Raw genomic sequence first — 18339 nt, forward strand, 5'->3', positions numbered from 1 at the left:
GCCCTGATTGGCGGCGATGTTCCCCAGCGAGTTTTTCGGATTGGGACAAATGGCTAGCCGCCCCTGAAGCGCGTCGCGCCGGTGCCGGGATAGCTTTTGCGGTTACGTACGCGACCGCCATCGGCATAAGATGATTCCACTCGTCATACTAAGTGATTGATTCTGTTGAGGTGCGTATTACTGCGCCGCTCGGTATCAAATCAGAACCCATTCATACCGATGAGTTAGCCGGGTCACCATATAGATAAAATTTATTTCATTTTGAAATCCACCCAAATATAGTCTTTTACAAATCTCTTTCTTCGTCTTACAATTATACTTTACGTCTTGGTAATATAAGCGCTGCGCCAAGTCCTTCCGCCCGACTCAAAGCGGCGGCAGGAGATGGCCGGATAGTGCCGTAGAATGCATGGGAGGTGGGGATGATCGCTTTCAAACGCGATGCGAGCGGTCTTTATCTGGCGGACCCATTAGCCGGCGCACGTGTCGCCTTTCTGTTCCAGGATAAGTCACGCGCCGACCCGACATTCGATCTGACCGCCCAGAGCTGGGTCGACCCCGGTCAGCTTGGTTACATCGCGTTCTTCGTCCCTTCGGCGACACGCGACTGGAACGCTTTCGAGATAGGCATCCGCAAAGCCTTCGCCGACAGTCCCGGAACCCAGATCGGCTGGTTTCCCGAGCCGCTCAGCATCGCGCCGATCCTGGTCTCGGTCACCGGGCAAGGCACCTCGTCGCCGACGGTGGGGGAGTCCTTCTCGCTGGCATTCCGGCAGAGCGTGACGTTCCAGGTTCAGCCCGACCTGTTCACGCTGTCCACGACGGTGCTGTTCGACGACGCCTCCAACAGCCTGCAGATCGCCAACAGCCAGCCGCCGGCGGCGCTGCTGTTGACGGCGACGCCGCCAGCCGGTGCCACGGTGACATTCCAGTCGGCCGCGCCATTCGCGAGCTTGGCGCTCAGCGGACCGCTCGCTGGTACGGCAAGCGCCGCGTTTGAACTGGCGACCACCGACCTCGTCCAGTTCGAGGCCGGCATGATGTATTTCGACCCGCCAACCGGCGGCGGGCTGGTCGGTGCCTTGAACTATCCGGTTTTCCGCGGCGTCGGTGGCTCGGCCACGCCGTTCGGCTTCAACGTCACGCTGGACGTGCTCGGCCCACTCGACGCGACGCGCAGCTTCTTCCAGTTCACCGACCCGCTGCTCGGCTCGACTTTCGTCACCACCAACGGCAAGCCCTTCGCCCTCAGCACCATCAACACCGGCGATATCAGCACGGTGAGCCGTCTCGTCTTCGCCGGCCGTCCGCAACAATCGCCGAGCGAGCAGCGCTATTACTACCTGACGCCGGCGGGACAGTTCGGCCTGGCGCTCGATGCCGGCGCCAACCTGGCCGCAGGCGCAAGCTCCGAAACGGTGCAGATGCTGTGCGGCGTCACCGGCACCGAATTCGTGACCGTCACCATCGGCTCGGCACCAGACAAGCTCGAATTCGTACCGGCGCAGCCGGCCTATCGCATTGCGCCAGCGCAGGATTCGCCGACCAGCCCGGCTTTTCTCGATGCCACCGCGACGACTTCGTGGGCACAGCTCATCGTCCAGGACGGCAGCTATGTCTCGCAACCCGAGCGCGCTCCGCTCTACAATCAGCGCACCAACACGGCCACAATGCTTGCCGGCGCTGAGCCCGCCTCCGGCCTCACCGTCTATGTACTCGACGCTTTCAAGGTCGCCTCATGGAGCGCGAAAGCCGCAAGCACGCCCGCCATACCGCTGGTGCCCTATGCGGGGCTCGATTTCTCGACCGACCCGAACCTCAATGCCGCCGCCTATCTCGACATGGAATCGCGGGCGCTCAACCCGAGGCGCGCCAGCGGCTTCATTCCGGCACCGAAGCAAGGCGCGGCGGCAAACGCTGTCGCCGCCGGACCGACGACGCTGGCGATGACGCCGCAAGGCATGCTGGCCGAACTTGCCGGCACGCCATTGGCATGGACCGGGTTGCAGATGGCGACGAGTGCAGCCGGCATCCTGGAATTCGAGGCCATGGGTCCGTCGATCTGCAAGGCCGTGCAGCAGAACCAGATCTTCACGGTGGTCAGCGAAAACCCCGCCAACCCTGACCCGCTTGGCTCCGGGCAGGCCCTGTTCGACTTTTCAGGCGACAAACTGGAGATCGGCGACTGGACGTTCGACCTGTCGCCGGGCAAGCGCGCCGCGCCCGACGGTACGCCGCCGATCTTCATGATGAAATTCTATCCGGGCGAGACGATCGAAGCTCTGGTTGCCGACACAAGGCTGTGGTCGCAGGCCGACATCTTCAACAAGACGTTCACCGCCGCCGCCACCCAGGCCTATCTGCAAAAGCTGATCACCGAGGCGAAGGCCGCGGTGTTCCCGAATGGCGGCACGCAGCCCGACACCACCTCGCTATACTGGAATTTCTACCAGACCGTAACCGACCCGACCTTCAACGGCATCCTCGCCGTCAACTGCAACATGCAGCTCGATGAATTGCCGACCGCGGTGCGCGCCGTGCTCGGCGGCATGAAGGATCCAGGCATAGCCGGCTTTCGTGTCCACCATGTCGGCATCGCCATCAACAACACCGACCCGTCGCAGGCCGTGCCGACGCTGGCGCAGAGCGCGACCTTCGCGCTGGTCGACTATGAAAAGGCGGCGAGCAAGTCGGCAGCGGCCCCCGATAGCAATATTGATATCGACATCGACTATGGCTTCGAGGTCGAATATCTGCGCGCTTTGTTCACCAATTCCGAGCTGCGCAGCTTCGCCTGCGAGGTCAATCTCACCATCAACAATCTGTTCAAGACCGGCGTCAATCTCGATGCCGCGCTGAGCCCGGCCGCCAATGCCGGCGATGACGCCAATGTCATCGCCATCATGGGTTCCTACCAGGCGCACGGCACCAGCGGCGACGACAAGAGTTCCGGACAGGGCGTCTATTCGTTCGTCGCCCAGGGCGATTTCGTCTTCAACTTCACCGACGAGAACGGCAAGTCCAACAACAAATATCTCAAGCAGATCACGCTGACGAAACTGCAATTCTCGTTCGATGACGAGACCGCGGCGACGCCGCCAAAAGCCGACACGACCCACATCAGCGCCCATTTCGCCATCTGGGGTGATATCGAGTTCAACGAATTCCAGGTGCTCGACCTGTTTGCGTTCGAGAAGCTGGCCTTTTCCAATCTCGGTATCGACGTCGGCTTCGACCTGACGATCCCGGCCCAGGGACAGCCGTCGACAAGCACGCCGTCGCTCAGCTTTTCGCCGGGTGACCTGCGGCTCGACCTCGGCGCCACCGAGAAGCGCAGCGGCGCCGACAGCCTGCTCGACCTGATCCCGTTCAAGCTCAAGTCATTCCTCTATTCGGGCACGGCCGATCAGACGATCGAGAGCCTGAACTATTATTCGCTCGGTTCGCTGCCTGGCCTGGCGGAAAACGGCGTCACGCTGCAGGACAATTTCAACTATGCGCTGATCTTCGATCTCGATCTCGGCTCGATGGGCGGGCTGGTCGGTTCGCTTTCGGCCTTCAAATTCAGCGTCCTCATCGGCTGGCTGAGCCCCGAGGACGGCGGTGGGCTGGCCTTCGGCATCCAGCTTCCGCAAGTCGACGGCAAGCTGGAAATCAAGATCGAGGGCGTGCTGACCATCTCGATCGAACAGTTCAATCTCGAATACGCCACCGATGCCGATCCCAAGATGCTGGTGCTCGGCATGCACAATTGCTTCATCGAGATACTGGGCCAGCGCCTGCCACCGGACGGGACGATCAGCATCGGCCTGTTCGCACCGACCGAAGGCGCCGACCAGATTGGCTGGATCGGTGCTTACAATTTGGGCAAGGATGGCGGCGGCGGTGGTGGCGACGATGCGCAGAAACTGCTGGCGGCGCCRGCCAAGGTGGGCGCTGTCAGCGATGTCTTCGAGCTCGTCTATCTCGGTGTCGGCCAGCGGGTCGGGCCCGACCCGACCAAGCCGCCCGCCAATTTCGATGCTTTCCTGAAGTTCATGCAGGGCGACTTCTGGGACGCCCTCAAGAACAAGAAATTTGCCGATATCTACCATCCCGAAGGCAAGTGGATCATCGTCACCGACTTCACGCTGCTGAAAGTGCTCGAGGTCGGCTTCATCTTCTATGACGTGACGCCGTTCTACGCACTGCTGCTCAAGCTGACCGGCGGTGCCGGCAAGGGTGCGGAATTCGAGGTCGTCTACACCAAGATCTCCGACACGATCGGCAAATTCGCCGCGGTCTTCAGCCTGCCCGACAGCCTGCGCACCTTCCAGGTTGGCGCGGCCTCGCTGACGCTGCCGACACTGAGCGTCGACGTCTACACGAATGGCGACTGGAAGGTCGACCTCGGTTTCCCCGACGGCGACAACTGGAGCGTCTGCTTCCAGGTGCAGGCGCAGGCCGGGCCTATTCCGGTGACCGGATCGGGCGGCTTCTACATAGCCAGCCTGAGTTCGGCCACCGACCCCGACGTGTTCAAAGGCACCTACCAGAGCATCCTGGCCTTCGGCTTTGCCGCGCGGCTGGGCGTCGGCAAGGACTTCACCGCCGGGCCGCTGAAGGCGGGGGTAAGCGTCACCTTCTTCGGCATCATCCAGGGTGCGGCCGGTTATCTCACCAGCGGTGGCGGAGACCTCGCCAAAAAGCCGGACGCGCTGTCGCTGCAAGGCCAGTTCGGCATCATCGGCGAGCTCTACGGCTCGCTCGACTTCGTCATCATCAAGGCCAGCGTCAACGTCCGCCTCGAGGCCAGCATCGGCATCATCCTGGCGCTGGAGCCACCCAGTGTGCCGGGCGGCGGTGGCGGCTCGATCCTGCTCTACATCGAGGCAAGCGTCAGCKTCAGCGTCACGGTGGAGATCAACCTCTTCCTGTTCTCGATTTCCATCAGCTTCAGCTTCAATGCCTCGTTCCGCTTCGAATGGCAGCTTGCCGGTTCGTCGCAGCAGGCCAARATCGAAACTTTCGCGCGGCTGAAGCAGCGGCTTCTTGCGGGTGCAGCGGCGAGTGTCGGGCTTTGCCCCAACCTGCCGAAGGACCTGCCTATCCTGTTCCTGCCGGAACTGACCGTGGTGTTCCCCGATGCGACCAGCAAGGGCACGCCGTGGGTCGTGACATCGCTCGGCATACAGTACGACGACAACCCGTCGCAGAACCCGACCTATGCCGATTTCAAGCCGTTCGAGGCGGTGACGACGCAGCTTGCCACCTTCGCGCTCATGCACGCGCTGAACCTGCCGGCCTACAACTCCGTGGTCCTGCTCGAATTCGATTCCAGCAGCGGCACGCCCGGTTTGAAGGACATCGACAGCGAGCCGGACGCGCTCACCGGCTGGATCGACTATCCGACCTTGCTTGGCCAGCTCGCCAATTTCTCCGCCACGCTTGCCGCACCGACCGGCAAAGCCAAGGCCTGCGTGTTCCCGATGCCGCCGTTCCTCAACATGGCGACCACCGGGCGCACCGACGGCAATGGCAACGCACAGGATCTGTCCTACCAGTTCCTGGCGCAGAACCTCGTCTCGCAGACCTACCTGCAAGCGGTCGACACCTATTTCAACCAGCTCTTCGTCAACCAGACCTCGAACCCGACCTCGGTCAACGACGCCGGCGGCACCACGCCGTTGTCGCAGGAGATATTCCTCGATTATTTCAAAGGCTTGATCCGTGGCGCGGTGCACGAGCTGCTGGTGACGATGCAGGATGCGGGGCTGACCTCGTCACCGCTCGACAAGCTGTTCATGGCGGCGGTGGCCGCACCGACACCCGGTGCGCAAACGCGCTTCCAGGGCCTCGCGGGGCAGATGTCGAGCGCGTTGCGTGGCGGCGTGCGCCTGCCTTACACCGCCGGTCTCACCGTGCCAGGCGGGGCGGTGTCGACCAGCACGAACCCGCTGTTCGCGCTTCTGTGGCAGGAATTTCCGGCCGGCGGCTTCGCCAAGAACAACAGCTACAGCATCACGCTGAGCAATCCCGACAAGACGCAGGACTGGCTTGCCGTCAACGCCTCGTTCTCGCTCACCCAAGACGTCCTAAGCCCCTATCTCGCCTTCACCGAAGCGTCGATAACGGCGCCAAGCAGCCCGACACCAATCGCGCTCAGTTCGACCGGGCCGCAATCTTTCGCGCTGGAGAACGCCATCGCCTGGACGCCGCCAAGCGCGACGGCGCTCAGCCTGCGGCCATTCGCGCCAAGCCTGGAGAAATTGCAGGTAAATGAAGGAACGGCAGCGATCCCCGTCCTGGTGAAATCCCGCCAGGCGCAAGGGGCCTATCTGCCGGACGGCACGCCGCTGCCTGCTGGGGACATTACCTTTGCCACCAGCATCACGCTGACGGTCAAGCAGATTCCGGGCGCCACGCAAGGCAGCATGCTTGCCGACGTCTACGCACTGTCCGGCGCCAGCCAGTCGGACGAGGCGCTGCTCGGTCGGATCCTCGACGATCTCAGGGGCGGTGACCGGCCGGTCGACGCGATCCAGATCCTGTTCCAGACGGCCGCCGGTGCGCCCGGCCTCGTCTCGGCAGTGGTCGATCCAAATGCCGTCTTCGCGCTGCGCACCAACACCACGACGGTGTCGCAGCCGCCGCAAGGGCTGATGGCCTTCGCGCTCGGTCTGCCGGCGGGTGTGTCCGTCGGCGCCAGCACCGACATCACAGCGGATGGCGGCTACGGTTTCCTGCAGATCATCCAGCAGGCGACGGTCGCCAATGCGCAGGGTTACTATCTGCGCTTTGTCGACAAGACCGGCAACGCCCTGCCAACGCCGCTGTTCGTCAAGGGCGTCGCGCAGGTGACGATGCTGGTGACCTACAAGGCCGGCAGCGGAACCAACCAGAGCGGCTCGCCGCTCGCCATCCAGCCCTATTACAACGCGGTCGTGCTTGCCGGCACTCAGAGCGGCCTCGTCTACTATGCCGAGACCGCCGACCCGGCCCTGGAGGCCCGCTACGTCAAGGTCGCGGCCGGCACCTTCGGTGTCGAGTTGACGCGCTCCGAAAGCGTCATGCAACTGAAGACGCCTGCCGCCCTGGTCAAAACCGGGCAGCTTGGCGCGGCGAACTCCCATTCGCGCGGTCGCGTCATCGAGGCGCTGCGCGCATCCGGCATCGCCGACGATACCGAACTGCACGCAGCACTGGTCGCGGCGGGTGATGCGAAGGCGTCGCTCAACGGGCTCTACAGTCTCGTCACCTACCAGATACAGGCGACGACAGGCTTCACGCTGAGCAATTTGTCAGCGCCGATCCAGCCGCAAAAGCCCGACCAGTCCGGCACCACCGGCACGTACCGGGTGTTCGCGCCGCTGTACAACGTCGCCACCGCCAATGCCGGCTCCACCACGCCCGACCGCTACGCTTCGATCAACGACAAGTTCACGCTGGACTTCTTCGTCAACGACGCCTTCGGCAACCAGCTGCCGACGCCGGCCAGCTACAGCGACACCAACCTCTATTTCGATCCGATCGTGCCGGTCGACCAATGGCCGGGGATCCTGCCGACCTATGGTTTCAACGGCTCGACGCCGAACACCATCGAGATCGTCCTGACGCCGAGCCAGGCGGCCTTCAGCGGCATGTCGGCGGACCAGAAGGCGGCAGCCCTGGCCAATTTCCGCACCATCGAGGACCAGATCAGCGGTCCAGGCATCTCGTTCTATGTCGAGACCAGTCTTGCCCTGCAGGCGGATGGCAGCAGCCTTGTCAATTTCCCGGTGGGTGCTGCAGACACCAGCAAGGTGACAGGCATGGTTGCCGACCTCGTCAACTGGCTGGCGGGGCTCAGCACCAACTTCCCCGGCGCGGTGACCATTTCGATGCCGGTCAGCGGTCCCGGCGCCTTGCCGCCGCTGTTCGAGATCGTCGTGCTGTTCGGCATCACCCGCGATGCCAATTTGATCTCGCCCTATCTGAAGGACCAGTTCGGCACGATCATGGTGCCGTCGGCGCAGAACGTCGCGACCGGATTTGTTCCGGCGACCGGCGGCGCCAGCAACATGTCGCAGTTCGCCGCCGCTTTCGTTGGCGCCTTCCCGGCGCAGAAGCTCGCCATCGGCATGAATGGGGCCGACGCATCGCCACAGCAGAAACTGTCGAGCACGGCCCAGTCCAGCACGGCACTGGCGCGCAAGCGGCTCAAGTCATTGAAGCTCGCCCATGACGGCTCCGGTGGAGCACGCGCCGGCTCGCAATCGCTGTGGGCCGCCGCGGCATCGCTGCTCGACATCTCGATCGGTGCCGCAGGTGCCGGACCGCGCTTCCTGTCGCCCAAGCCGCTCGACAATGTGCTGAACAGCGCCAGTGTTTCGATGCCGCAGCTGTCGTCCAAGCTGCCGGCGCTGCCGGCGCAACAGCTGTTCATCGACACCGACCYCGACCAGCTCAACCGCATCTTCTTCCAGGCGGTCGACGAGGTGCTGTCACCGGCCTCGGCGGCCAAGGCCTTCGAGGTCGCCCCCGACGCCTACGACGCGATGGCGCTCGGCCGCGAGGCGCTGGCGCAGAAATACGCGCAATACGAAGTGGACTGGCTGTTTGGCCCGCAATCGCCGTTCACCGGCACGACCGCAGCACTTGCCATCGCGAAGGATGTGTTCGAGCAGCAGATGCGCGCGGCGCTGATGACGGCCTATTCCGTCGACACCATCGTCCAATACGACGTGACCTGGAACCAGTCGGTCTCGGCTGCCGCCGATGGCAATATCGAGCTCTTCGGCCAGATCGAAGCCGTACTCGCCGGAAACTACAGCTGGAGCGGTCTCAGCCTTTCTGCGACGACAAACAATCCGCACGGCCTGACCGACGGCAGCAGGGTGCTGATGATATTCCAGGCCAGTTCGGGGCAATTGCCGGCGAATGGCGTCTACGGCGTCACCGTCACCGGTGACACCACCTTCACGATCGCCACCGCCGCCAGCGGTTCGGGCGCCGGCACCTTCTCCGCCACGCGCCAGAACGCCGGGCTCTCGACCGCCCATGTCGGCGTCAGCAGCATGGGGGCGAGCCCCCTCACCTTCCTCTACGGCGATCCCGACGCGGCCGCTGCCGCGGTGGTGCCTTTCGATCTGCGTTTCGCCATCACCAACCTGCAGTTCTTCCTGGCGCCGGCGGGCGCACCCGGCGAAGCGCGTCCATCGATCTGGCTGCAGCTCGTCGATCCCTATCCAAAGGGCGTGCCGCATGTCGGACCGGCCGGCGCGCTGACCAAAATCCCGGTCGTGTATCGCCAGTATCCGACGCCGCCGACGCTGGTCAGCCAGACCTGGTCGGGCTACACGCCAACGTCGGGTTCGGGCAATCCAATCGCCGACGGCGCCGACTGGAGCTACCTCTATACCTATCAGGCGTTCCTCGTCGCGCAGGACCAGATCAACACCGCCGTCACCTACAACACCAACCTCAGCGCGGCGCCGGACAACCCGCCGAACTCCGCCAACCCTGCCCCCAGCGCAGGCCCGCCCTACGACCTGTTCACGGCATTGGCGCGCACCTCGGCCGTCTACGGTGCCATCAGCCCGGTGCTGCGCAACCCGGCCGATCCAGCCTGGCCCGATGCGGTGGCCGCCTTCGCCACCGCCATTGGCGAGGTGACGGCGAACAAGGACTGGAATCCGAGCCTGAACATGGCCCTCGGTCAGGGTCTGATCAGCGTCACCGACAGCTACGTCGTCACAGACACGCTGCAGCCGGACGGGACGACGCGGCAGATCGATTTGCAGTGGCCGGCCGCTCAAGGCGAATCCAGCTTCTCCAATGTCGCGCTGACCGTCACCGCACTCGACCCGTCGACCCTGACGCCGTACCCCAACCAGCATCCGGTCCAGCCGTCGCCGCCGGACGGCCTGCTGTTCGAGGTCGACAACGCCGCGCCCGGCAATTTCGGCGTGGCGCACACGATCGAGGTCGATGCACTCAACGTGCTGGCGGCCGAGAATGCGCTCGCCTCGGTGCAGATCGAGCGCAACCTGATCACGCTTGAAGCCCCGAACAACACGGCGTGGCAGGTGGTGCCGGAATTCGTCTACATGACGCCGCAGGTCAGGCCGAGCCAGCCGGTCACGCCGTTCATCGACAATGCGACGCCGATCGATGTGGCGACGCTGCCAGGCCAGGGTTCAGGTGCTGCCTGTCCGACATCGCCGTCAAGCCTTTGCCAGCGCATCTACACGATCATGGCCGACCTTTTGGCCGACCCGGTGCACGAACAATCGCTGCTTGCGGCGCATGCGGCCGCCAACGTGACCAGCGGAACCACAAGGCGGGTCAAGGTCGCCTGCTCCTACCAGTTCCCGTTCCCCGCCGTTGCCGGCGGCGCGTTCGACAGCGCCTCGATCAGCCCGCTTGTTCCGATCGTGCTGGCGCGGTCCTTCGAGATCGACGGGCAACAGCCGGCGGAGCTCGGCGATTTCGCCGCGCTTTTCGCAGCGGCGATCGCCGGCTGGGCCTCCAAAAACAGCATTGTCTTCGGCGCCAGCGCAATGCCGGCAGGTGCGAGGCTGGTCTTCGACATCACGCTTTACGCAGCACTCAGCGGCGTCAATACGCCGGTGCTGCGCTTCAGCAACCTGCAACTGAAACTGACGGACATCGACGCGAGCTGACCGCCTCAAGGCGGGCATTCGCGGCGGCGTCACGCAGACACGAGTGGAAGGAGGAGCCGTTTCGAAACCAGACCATCGGGCCCCAAGCCGGCAACAGGTTTTGGAAGCATCCGATGTTGAAACAAAACGATCGAGCGACGGCACGCTTCGACTTCAAGTCCGCCGCTCTGGAATTCGCCTGCAAGAACGACAGTCCGAAACCCGCAAACCGCGAGGGAAATTATGGCAACGACCGCAAAATTCGACATTCTCGGTGCAAACGCATCTAACCCAAACTGGGATGGCTCGCCGCTGACGCTGGCCTACCACGACAGCGCGGCGATGCCGCAGACGACCAACGGATCGATGATCTTCGCCTATCAGAACACCGCCTCCCTGAACAATGCCGGCAAGCTGGCGCTGACCTCGGGCAGTTCGACACCGTCGTTCCTGACAGCTCCGGCGTTGCTTTCCCAGCCGAACATCCTCGTCAACAACTGGCAGGCAAACAATCTCTCCGTCACCAATGTCAGCGTCGCGACCGCGACGCCGATCTGGATCGAGGCCTTCGGTCCTGGACTGCCCGGCCAGAAGCCGGTTGCGCTAGCCATCAACACCGCGCTGACGCTCAAGCCAGGCGGCATTGCCCAGGGAACGTCGACCCCGAACTGGATGCAGCTGACCCTGGGGACGAATACGGGCCAGTTGATCATCGTTGCCGTTGTCGGCGGTCCGCAGGATGCGTCAGGCAACAACGCCTACGCCGTCGCGCTGAACTCGCCGTCCGGCAACACCGGCCCGGGCACCGGCACGGCGGCGCCACAAGGCTATTACGCGACGACGGGCGGCAACAACTACTCCTTCGAATTCAACTGGGGTTCCTCGGTCGTCTACGTGGCGAACATGTCGCCTTCGACGGCTTCCTCGCTGACGGCGCAACTGCTGTCTCTGTGATCGAAGCGCGGGAGCCGGAAGCGCAAGCCGCCGGCTCCCGCGACAACGCCGGTGCAAAGAGGACATCCTGACATGCACGACTTCATCGCAGCGGGCACGGTCAACGCGACCTGGAACGGCATGCCGCAGACACTGGCGGTCCGTGGCAGCGTGACCATGCCGCAGACGCCCAACGGCTCCCTCATCGTCGGCTACTTCAACCAGTCACAGCAGAACAACGAGGGCAGGCTTACCTTCACCTCTGGCAGCAGCGCCCCAACGAACGTTCGGGTTCCGGCCCTGGCGCGGATGATCAGCGTGCTGACAGCGAACTGGCAGGCCAACAACCTGACCCTCACCAACACCAGCCTCAATGCCGCGACCCCCATCTTCGTGCAGGCCTTCGGCCCCGGCATTCCCGGCATGCAGCCTGGCCAGCTCGTGAGCGGCACACCTGTCCAGCTGGCGATGCGCCAGGCGGTGCAAGGGATAACGACACCGAACTGGATGCAGCTTGAGTTCAGCTCGAGCACCGGCAATCAGCAGGTGGTCGCGGTGGTCGGTGGACCGCCTGACCAGTCGGGTAACAATGCCTATGTGATTGCGCTCAACGCCCCGAGCGGCGACACCGGACCGCCGACCGGGAACACTCCGCCGGACGGATTTTACGCCACGGCGGCCGGCAACAGATACACGATGTCCTTCAGTTGGGGGGCGGCGATAGTCTACGTGGTCAATCTCTCGCCGCAGACCGCAACGCCGGTGACGACCCTGCTGCAATCCCTGTAGACCTCCGCACCGGTCCGCCTTTCCGCCATCTTGGCTGCTCTATGAGACGGAAGCCATGCCACCTTCGGACTTCAACATTTTGGGTCAATCCCTGGCGACGGACAATTGGGATGGCTCCCCGGTGGAGCTTGCCGTGCGCGACAGCGTGGCGATGCCGCAGACCCCCAACGGGTCGATGATCCTGGCTTTCCAGAATGCTTCCGAGATGAACAATGCCGGCAAGCTGGCGCTAACCAGCGGCAGCAGCCAGCCGCAATTCCTGCTGGCGCCGGGGCTGGCCTTGCAGCCCACCATCCTGATCAACAATTGGCAGGCCAACAATCTGAACATCACCAATGTCAGCGTGAACACCAACACGCCAATCTGGATCGCGGCCTATGGGCCGGGCATGGGCGGCGCGGCGCCAACGCCTTTGCCGACCACCGGCGACGCCGTCCCGGTCGCTGTCGACACCACGCTGAAAGCGGTCACGCTGCCGCAGTACATGCAGCTGGGCTTCCAGGCGAATTCGGCCGGTCTTTGCCTGTTCGCTTTCATCGGCGGCCCGCAGGACACCAAAGGCAACAATGCCTATGCGATCGCGCTGAATTCGCAGTACGGCGATACCGGGCCCGGCCACCCGACACCGGCCCCGGCCGGTTACTACGCGACGGCCGGCGGCAACAGCTACAGTTTCGAGTTCAACTGGGGAACCTCGGTGCTGTTCGTGGCCTATTTTGGCAGCGGCTCCGTCCTGAGCGGCGTCCCCAAGGTGGTGACTGCCGCCCCCACGGTGACATTGCAGACGCTGTGATCCTCGCGGTCATGCTCCGCCGCCGATCGGCACCTAAACTGATTAAAAATAGAGCAATATTGAAATGAACTGACCGTGAGTCGTATAAGCAAGTTCTTTAAGTGCACCATCACAGTTTTGTTGGAAGTAAATTTTAGATTTTATGGCTTTGCAAGCTAGACAGATTTCCGGATCGGGCGCACTATGCTTACGGATCGAAGTCTACAGCCAGTATGAGGGAGGCCCCATGTCGCTTGGTGGATCGATGGCGCGTGCGCGATTTCTCTTGGGTTTTTTCGGCAGCAGCCTGGTACCAATCGCGGTGCTGCCCGCAGCGGCCGAGATCCTCAATCCACCGGTGCTGCAGGATGACCGCGCGCCGATCGCCAAGCCTGCTCTGACGGAGCTCGCACCTGCTGCACCACTGCCCGGAAACACGCTGCCGGTGCGTGGCGACCGCCTGCTCAATCTCAAGATCGAGTACATCGACAACCAGATCTACAACCCGTCCACGGGCGGCTACGACAAGGTCCATTTGCGCGGCTACACCGGCAAGGGCGTCGATCCCAAGGCTCCTTATGTCTCGCCGACGATCGAGGCCGTTCCGGGCGACACGGTGCGCGTCACCCTCGACAATCAGTTGCCGGCAGGGCCGCAGCCCGGCGACCCCGGCTGCATGCCCGGCGGCCAGATGCCCGACATCCCCCACTGCTTCAACGGCACCAATCTGCATACTCACGGGCTGTGGGTAAGCCCATCGGGCAATAGCGACAACGTGCTGCTGTCGATCAACCCGCAAACGCAGTTCACCTACGAATACAACATCCCGTCGGACCATCCTTCCGGCACGTTCTGGTATCACACCCATCGCCACGGCTCGACGGCGCTGCAGGTGTCGAGCGGCATGGCCGGTGCGCTGATCATCCGCGGCAACCGCTTCCCGACCCCGACAACCCATGGCGACATCGATACGCTGATCCCGACCTCGGCGATCCCCGAGCGGGTGCTGGTGATGCAGCAGATCCAGTATGCCTGCCGCGCGCCGGCGGCCAAGCCCGGAGAACTCGGCCCGATCAAGCAGGACATCAACGGCCACTATTTCTGTGATCCCGGCGATGTCGGCGGCATCGAGGGCTATGACCAGTTCGGGCCGGGCACCTGGCCGGCATCGGGGCGCTATACCTCGCTCAATGGCAAGGTGTTCAATCCGAACGACGCCTTGAAGGCAACGCAGGGCCAGATCGAGCGCTGGCGCATGGTCCATGCCGGCGTGCGCGATACGATCAGCCTGCAATTTTTCAAGGTGCTTGACGGCAAGCTCAAGCCCGGAGTGAAAACGCTGCTCAATGCCGACACCAACGCGGCGTTCATCAAGGATACGTGCAGCACCACGCCCGTGCCCTATACGCTGGTCGCGGCCGACGGGCTGACGATGGCGGCGGCGCAGCCGACCAAGCTTGCAACCTTCCAGCCCGGCTATCGCTTTGACGCGCTGGTCGTCTTTCCAGAAGCCGGACGCTATTGCGTGATCGACTCCTCGGCGCCCAAATCAGGCGTGGTCAACGGGCTCGATGTCGGATCGCAACTGCTCGCACTGGTCGACGTCGCGCCGGGAACGGCGGTCGAAAATGTGGAAACCTACGTCAATCGCAAGCTGGTCGCCCTGGCCGAGGCCAACATGCCGGCGAATGTCAAAGCGACGGTGGTGGCCGATCTCAAGGCAGGAATGAAATTCACCAGCTTCACGCCGCATCCCGACGTCACCGACGACGAGGTGAAGGGCAACGGCACGCAGGAGCTGACCTTCTTCATCGACACGACCGGGCCGAACACCAAGTTCGAGGTCGGCAACACGCTCAACGCGGCCGACGTCAAGCCCTACGACCCGACCCGCATCGACCGCTCGCTGCCGCTGGGCAAGGCGCAGGAATGGACGCTGCAGTCGCACTTCGTCAGCCATCCGTTCCACATCCACGTCAATCCGTTCCAGATCGTCTCGATCATCGATCCCAACGGCAAGGACGTCAGCGCGCCGGGCGCGATAGACGATGCCGGCGGTGAGCCCTACGATCCGCAATATGCCGGGCTCAAGGGCGTGTGGAAGGATACGCTGTGGATCAAGAGCCTGATCCCGCAATCCTTGCCGGCCGGCTTCTCGGGCATCTACACGATCAAGGTCCGTACCCGTTACGAGCGCTACATTGGCGAGTACGTGCTGCACTGCCACATCCTCGATCATGAGGACCAGGGCATGATGCAGAACGTTGCCGTGGTGCTGCCTGATCAGGTGGGCGACATCACCCAGAGCGGCGCGATGCAGATGCAGATGGATGGCCACGATGGCCACAAATAAGGCGCAGCCAATGCCCGCCGCGCCGTTCACCTGGAGCGATGTGGAGGCGATCCTCGCGACGGCCGGCGGCACCGGGGGACCCGGCAGCCTGACGGGACTGACGCTGCCGGAGTTCCTGGCACTGCAGCTGCACGGGATGCCGCTGATCGCGCCGCTCTCGACCACCTGTTGCGGCACCAGCGATGCCAAGGGGCGCGGCGCGCGCTCGGCGCTGATCCGGGGCTTGCGCGGACTGCCGCCGTTCGACGGCAAGCAGTTCCCTCGCCTGCCCTGGGGCGGCAAGCCGGTCGCCGATGAAGACATAGACCGGATCGAGACCTGGATCGAAGAGGGCTGCCCCGGCGCGTTGATCGGTTCGATTGCGCTCGCCAGCGAGGTCAGCGTGGCGACCGAGGCGCGCGTCGAGGTCAAGGGGATTGCCGGCCCGGTCTTCAGCGCGGCGTCCGATCCGGCGGCATGGCGCTACGCCAAGGGCGAGCTGCGGCAGCGCATGGACGTCGATGTGCTGGACGATGCCCAAAAGGAGCGGCTGCGCTATGCCTTTCGTGAGCTCTACAAGCTCAACAAATGGGTCGGCGACAAACGCAGCTACAACAATCTGGCCCTGATCCACCAGAACCACTGTCAGCATGGCTGGGAACGTTTCCTGCCGTGGCATCGCGTGTATCTCTATGAATTCGAACAGGCTTTGCAGGATTTCTGCCCCGATGTGACCATGCCATGGTGGGATTTCCCGGCTACGCGCTACAAGCCGGAGGATCCGGCCAACGGCGCCATCCTCCCCGATGCGTTCAAGGGGTTCCTCACTGAGGCCTCGGTGCGCTTCCTGCGCGATCACGGTTTCCCGGCCAAGATCGGCACGCTCGTGGGACAGCTGTGGGCCAATCCGACGCAGGCCTATGACGCGGTCAGCGGCGCCTGCGGCAAGGACTATGTGGAGGGAGAGAATCGCAAGCGGTTGATCGACGCGCTGCTCGAGGCCAATTCGCTATGGTATCCGCTGCGCTATTCCAGCCAGTTCGGCAAAGGCACGATCAACACCGTCATCCACTATCATTATCCGGCACAGGAGGACATCGACGAGATCCTCAGCCTGCGCACCTTCCGCGACTTCGGCGGTGGCAGCCTCTATGTCGACAGCTTCGGCTTCCTGGACCAGAATCCGCACAACACGATGCACATCTGGACCGGCGGTATGAACCCTGCGTTCAAGACCAGCGCGCCCGCCGATCGCAACAGCGCGGTACGCGTTGCCGGACGCAAGTTCCACCAGCGCGACGACCTCTACTCCGAGCCGCAGTTCGGCGACATGTTCTCGAACCTGACCGCGTCCTACGACCCGATCTTCTGGCCGGTGCACGCCAATATCGACCGGCTCTGGTGGCGCTGGCAGCAGGACCATCCCGACGGCCTGCCCGCCGATCTCGATTCCGCGCTGACGCCGTGGAGCTACGCGGTGCGCGATACGCTCGATATGAACCGCTTCGGCTATGAATATGTTCGTGGCGGATGCCTCATGCCGGTCGGGCTGACCAGTCCGGTCGGACGGTTCGTCTCGGCGCCGATCGCGGTGCCCGAAGCGACCAAGAGCTTCCGCTCGGCGGAAGTGCGGCTGCACCGGGTGCCGCAATTGCCGCGCTCCTGCTTCATCCGCGTGTTTCTCAACACGCCGGACGCCGACGCCAGCACGCCGCTCAACCTGCCGGGTTATGCCGGCTATGCGGCAATCTTCGGCCACGGCGAATGTTTTGGCGGGCCCGGGCATTGCGAAATTCCACCAGCGGAGAACCGCAAGTTCGATCTACGCGAGCGCAGCATGAACACGCCGCGCAACCACCGCATCGATGTGACGCGCGCCGCACGCAGGCTGATCGCGGCCGGCGCCACCAGCCTGACAGTAAGCCTGGTCGTGATCGGCGCCTCCTATGAGGAGGACCGCGAGTTGCTGCGGCTCGACGGGGTCTCGCTCAACTTTCTGGATTGAAAACACAAGACACGGCCGGCGCAGGCACCGAGGGGAAATCAAATGGCCGACCCAACAGTCTATCGCATCCACCCGGCCGTCGGCATCGCGCGGCTCGGCGACAGCCCCGAGGGTTTCTGCATCTCGCCGGAAAAGCCGGCGCAGTTGCCGATCGAATGCGATGCCAACGGCAATGCCGCGAAAGACGACGCGCCGATCAAACACTTCAAGGACAGCAAGGGCCGCATCAAGCGCCAGGCCGCGCGTTTCCAGATCTTCGTCTATGACGCGGCCAACCCACAGGGCAGTCCGCTGAAGATCGGCGACCATGTCGAAGGCGGCGGCAATCGCGGCAAGCTGGTCGACATCCAGTGGCGCGTTCAGCTCGCCAACAAGAAGGCGGCATGGTTCACCTTCGACGGGCTGCGCGGCGAGGCCGGCTATGCCGCCGACGCGCCGCTGCGCAACGCTGGCATCACCGATCCGGTCGAACGGCAGAATCTGATCATCGACGCCGGCCCGCAAGCCGTCGACTGCACCGCGCGGCGAAAGGCGAGCTTCGGGCGGGACACCAACCCCGCCTATGCCGTCACCTTCCCGCCGACCGGGATGGTGCCGAACGACATCGACACGCTGGGCGAAATGATGACGGACGACAGCGGACGGCTGCTGCTGCTTGGCGGACACGGCAACAGCGGCTCGTTCCTCAGCGGGTTTGGCCATCCGCGCATCGAGACCTACGCCAACAGCGACGGCTGGTTCGACGACATCTCGGACGGGCCGGTGATGGCGCGGCTGGTGATGATGGAGGAGCGCGTCCAGGCRCTGCGCTACATCGATGTCGAATATCCTGCCTGGGTGCTGGTCGGGTATCCGCGCTATGCGCCGGAAGTGCTCGACATGATCA

Annotated in this window: 7 protein-coding genes; all 7 read left to right on the forward strand. The window is 63.6% G+C overall.

The window, feature by feature from the left end:
- Positions 1-422 precede the first annotated feature (422 nt).
- Positions 423-10643 (forward strand): hypothetical protein, encoded by a 10221-nt coding sequence (locus ACXJ7R_RS08565; RefSeq protein ID WP_457151455.1) that lies wholly within the window; start codon positions 423-425, stop codon positions 10641-10643.
- Between the two features lie 222 nt (positions 10644-10865).
- Positions 10866-11576: a hypothetical protein gene (locus tag ACXJ7R_RS08570; RefSeq protein ID WP_457151456.1), complete on the forward strand. Its 711-nt coding sequence runs from the start codon at positions 10866-10868 to the stop codon at positions 11574-11576.
- Positions 11577-11648: 72 nt separating this feature from the next.
- Entirely contained in the window at positions 11649-12344 is a 696-nt protein-coding gene (locus ACXJ7R_RS08575; RefSeq protein WP_457151457.1) for a hypothetical protein, read from the forward strand.
- 55 nt (positions 12345-12399) lie between these two features.
- Entirely contained in the window at positions 12400-13137 is a 738-nt protein-coding gene (locus ACXJ7R_RS08580; protein WP_457151458.1) for a hypothetical protein, read from the forward strand.
- A 226-nt stretch (positions 13138-13363) separates the two neighbouring features.
- The gene (locus ACXJ7R_RS08585; protein WP_457151459.1) at positions 13364-15469 is read left to right on the forward strand and encodes a multicopper oxidase family protein; all 2106 of its coding nucleotides are present in this window, start codon (positions 13364-13366) and stop codon (positions 15467-15469) included.
- On the forward strand, positions 15456-17453 hold the full coding sequence (locus tag ACXJ7R_RS08590) for a tyrosinase family protein (protein WP_457151460.1): 1998 nt from the start codon (positions 15456-15458) through the stop codon (positions 17451-17453). The genes ACXJ7R_RS08585 and ACXJ7R_RS08590 overlap by 14 nt, the downstream gene beginning before the upstream one ends.
- A gap of 42 nt (positions 17454-17495) precedes the next feature.
- Positions 17496-18339: LodA/GoxA family CTQ-dependent oxidase (locus tag ACXJ7R_RS08595; protein WP_457151461.1), on the forward strand; the 844-nt coding region annotated here is incomplete at its 3' end.

Source organism: Mesorhizobium sp. P5_C1 (assembly GCF_054049815.1).

Excerpts from the sequence above, each read along its gene's own strand:
- ACXJ7R_RS08570 (WP_457151456.1), top strand. The coding sequence starts at position 10,866 with ATGGCAACGACCGCAAAATTCGACATTCTCGGTGCAAACGCATCTAAC.
- ACXJ7R_RS08575 (WP_457151457.1), top strand. The coding sequence starts at position 11,649 with ATGCACGACTTCATCGCAGCGGGCACGGTCAACGCGACCTGGAACGGC.
- ACXJ7R_RS08580 (WP_457151458.1), top strand. The coding sequence starts at position 12,400 with ATGCCACCTTCGGACTTCAACATTTTGGGTCAATCCCTGGCGACGGAC.
- ACXJ7R_RS08585 (WP_457151459.1), top strand. The coding sequence starts at position 13,364 with ATGTCGCTTGGTGGATCGATGGCGCGTGCGCGATTTCTCTTGGGTTTT.
- ACXJ7R_RS08590 (WP_457151460.1), top strand. The coding sequence starts at position 15,456 with ATGGCCACAAATAAGGCGCAGCCAATGCCCGCCGCGCCGTTCACCTGG.